This window comes from Synechococcales cyanobacterium T60_A2020_003 (assembly GCA_015272205.1).
In the GTDB taxonomy this organism is placed as follows: Bacteria; Cyanobacteriota; Cyanobacteriia; order RECH01; family RECH01; genus JACYMB01.
The window spans coordinates 1-3629 of record JACYMB010000239.1; the positions used below are offsets into that span (position 1 = coordinate 1).

The 3629-nt window shown below is 55.7% G+C and carries 2 protein-coding genes; both read left to right on the forward strand.

The window, feature by feature from the left end; genetic code table 11:
- The first annotated feature begins 188 nt into the window (after window positions 1-188).
- On the forward strand, window positions 189-1097 hold the full coding sequence (locus IGR76_11910; protein MBF2079195.1) for a PhnD/SsuA/transferrin family substrate-binding protein: 909 nt from the start codon (window positions 189-191) through the stop codon (window positions 1095-1097).
- Window positions 1098-1465: 368 nt separating this feature from the next.
- Window positions 1466-3629, forward strand: a 2164-nt coding sequence (locus IGR76_11915; GenBank protein ID MBF2079196.1) for a protein kinase, incomplete at its 3' end; no start/stop codon positions are given.

The window sequence follows — 3629 nt, forward strand, 5'->3', positions numbered from 1 at the left end:
CTCATGTCTGGATGGGAAGCGCCACGGGCGGTTCTGTCGCCGTGAGGGTAAGGGTAAAGCCTCCTGGTCGCGGGGTTCCGGCAGACCTGCCGTAATCCTAAGAAAAACGTAGGGATTCCCCATTTCGCGAAGCGAGCCGCTACCCTCCAACCTAGGGAGCGCCGAGGATTCGGTAGAGGAGTCAGATAATGGGGCGATCGCGGCGACGCTGGATAGTTGGCATCGGTCTGGGATTTTTGGCTTGCGCCTTGGCGATTCTTGTCAGCTGTGGCTCAGCCCCGACCTCAAGCTTCCCGGCACGGTTGACCATTGGCCTGGTCAACTATGACGATAGCGGTGCAGACACCGTGGAAAAATACAGGCGCTTTCAGCAATACCTCGCCGAACAGCTCAAGACCAATATTGAACTAGAGCCCGTTTTTAATGAACTGCGCGCCGTTGAGCAAATTCAGCGGCAGGCGTGGTCGCTGGTGTTTGCGCCGCCGGGGTTAGCCGCGATCGCGATCGCTGAGGCTCAGTATGTACCCCTCTTTCCCCTCCAGGGCACGCCCAATCTGCGATCGCTAATCGTGGTCAACGCCGAGAGTGACACCGAGGCGTTGTCTGATCTCGCCAACACCGCGATCGCCCTTGGCGAACCCGGATCCGCCGCAGGCTATTATCTTCCCCTCTACGACCTCTACGGCCTGACGCTTCAGGAAATTCGCTTTGCCCCCACCCCAAACGCCATTCTAGATTGGGTGGCCGATGGTACCGTCGCCGCCGGGGCCATCTCAGAAGAAGACCTCCAGCGCTACCGCAACGATTACCCCCGCGCTGCGTTTCGGGTGCTACACCAGAGCCGCGTGATCCCCAGCGGAGCAGTGCTCCTATCCCCTACGGTTGAACGCAATCAACAGCAGTTGATCGAAACGGCGATGCAGTCTGCCCCCTCAAATTTATCCGCCGATGCAGGCTATATCCCCAATGCACCCCCGCCAGACTTCGAGCAACTGATTCAACTGGTCGAGAAGGTGCGGCCCTTGGAATCACGGGTCAAGGCATCACCAGCAGTGCTGACGATTGAAGCCGAAAGCCCGATCGAGGGCGACGGCTAAGGGTGACGCTGCGCTAAGGTCGAGATGGGATGAGGCGTTGGGAATCGCGATCGCGAGTCAGTCTCAATTTTATACGGCTGCTACACTGAACTGCAGTATAGGGAGATAGGGGCTCATCCTGCGATCGCAAACGGGATTGGTCGCGTTAATTACTCATCCCATGACACGCCGTCAGTATGATGAGCCCAACCCTTTTTGTCCTGCTCTCGGCAGATCAATTTAGACTGTTCACCCTCACCCTAGGAGACGTTTTAGCTTCCGAGGGCAGAGTCAGTTTCTAGAGTGGCCTACCCGATACAGTTAGGAAATTCAAGAATCAGGGTTGAAGCGTTTAATACCTACAATCGTCGTGATTAAACGCTGCGAACATGGCTTCTTTACCAGCGTCCTCTGCCATGAATACTGAAGTTCCTGATGCAAATCGCGGGCAACGCACCCTAGCCGCCATCGTACTCACCGATGCGGTCGGGTTTAGTGCACGCATGTCAATGGATGAAGAAGATACGCTCGCCCTGATTCAACGCGATCTCAGCCTCATGGAGCGTCTTTGTCAACGTTTTGAGGGGCGCGTCATCAAGTCAACGGGCGACGGTCTGTTGATGTATTTTGTGAGTGCCGTTCAGGCCATGAATTGCAGCCTCAAAATTCAACAAGAGCTGCATCAGCTGCACCATCAAAAAGGATCAGAAAACACCCTCCAACATCGAATTGGGGTACACCTCGGCGATGTATTTATTAACGAATCTGATGTCATGGGGACAGGGGTCAATATTGCCGCTCGCCTCCAGACCGAAGCCTTCCCCGGCGGAATTTGCATTTCACAAATTGTCTATGACGTGGTGAAATCCCGCCTCGATCTTGATGCAACCTACGCAGGCCCACTTCAGCTTAAAAACATTCGGGAGCCCCAACCCGCTTATCACATCAACCCCATCCCCAATGCCTCGCCTGCCCCAGTATCAACACCCGCCAGGACGTCCGTTGCCGCTGCCCAGCCCTTATCTCCCAACCCTGAAGAATCGCCAGATTCTGGCAGCAGTTCCCGCGATTCCCTCACGCCAGGGACAAAAGTTGGGGGACGCTATACGATTCAGCGGGTGATTGGTCAAGGCGGGTTTGGTCGATCTTACTTAGTTGAAGATACCCAGCGTTTTGGGGAGCCCTGTGTCCTAAAAGAATTCTTTCCCGCGAACAACAATAAGTCGAGCCGATCGCTCCAAAAAGCCCTCGACTTATTTAAGCGTGAGGCCAAAACCCTCTATCAAATCAACCATCCCCAGGTGCCGAAGTTTTGGGCTTGCTTCACCCAGGGCAAGCGCCTGTTCATCGTGCAGGAATATATTGACGGTGTCACCTATTCTCAACTGATTAAGCAGCGAAAACGGGATGGAGTTCGCTTTAGTGAAGTAGAGGTGCTGCGCTGGCTCATGCACATGCTGCAAGTGTTGGACTATCTGCATGGGCTGAATTTAGTCCACCGTGATATTTCGCCGGATAACATTATTTATTCGCGCGATCGCAACTTACCCGTGTTGATTGACTTTGGCCTCGTGAACGATGCCATGACCAGCCTCCTCTCTGAGGATCATGAAGACGGCAAATCTGGCACGATGGTCGGCAAATTTGGCTACTCGCCACCGGAGCAGATTCAGCTTGGGCAATGCTTTCCATGCAGCGATTTATATGCTTTGGGCGTCACCACCTTGGTACTGCTGACGGGGCGATATCCGCGCGACTTGATGGATCGCAGCACCCTAGATTGGCGCTGGCAAGACTATGCACAGGTGAGTCCGGGGCTGACTGCGATTCTCCAGCGCCTATTACAGCAGCGCCCAGCGGCGCGGTTTCAGACCGCCCGTGAGGTGCTCGAAATCGTGATTCCCATGTTGTCTGGGCAGGGGGGTAATCTTCAAAATCAGGCATCTTCGCCATTGCCCCAATACACGGCGGCGGCGGTTGATCTGACGGTTGACCCGACTGTTGCCCCGGTGTTTGAGGCCCCGATGCAGGGCGGCCAGTCGGTACTGCGTGATCCGGCATTTATTGAGCAGTGTCGCCAAGAACTGACCCGCTGTGTGGGGCCAATGGCGAACTTTTTGCTGGAGGATGTGCTGGAGCAATATCCCAACGCGACGCCCCAGGAATTGGTAGAACACCTGGCTGCCCAGCTTTCGGATGGTAAGCAGGCCAGCGAATTTTCCACCAGTGTCCACATTGCAACCCCTTTGGGTGGTGTGGAACAACCCGGCGCTGGGCTCACCCGGCTGCAACGGGGTTCGACGAGTGGCGCAGAGCTTGCCTCGGTCAGTTCTGGTGTTCAGAGCAGCGGTGGGGCTGAGCCGATGGGGCTGAGCCCAGAGTTTTTGGAGCGTTGCCGCCACGCCTTGGTGAAATGTGTGGGGCCGATGGCCGACTTTTTGCTGGAGGAAACGCTAGCGGATTACCCCAATTTGGGGCCGCAAGGGTTGGTGGCGCAACTGGCGACGGAAATTCCCGATACGTGCAAGGCCCAGGAGTTTCAACAACAGTTGC

Excerpts from the sequence above, each read along its gene's own strand:
- IGR76_11910 (MBF2079195.1), top strand. The coding sequence starts at position 189 with ATGGGGCGATCGCGGCGACGCTGGATAGTTGGCATCGGTCTGGGATTT.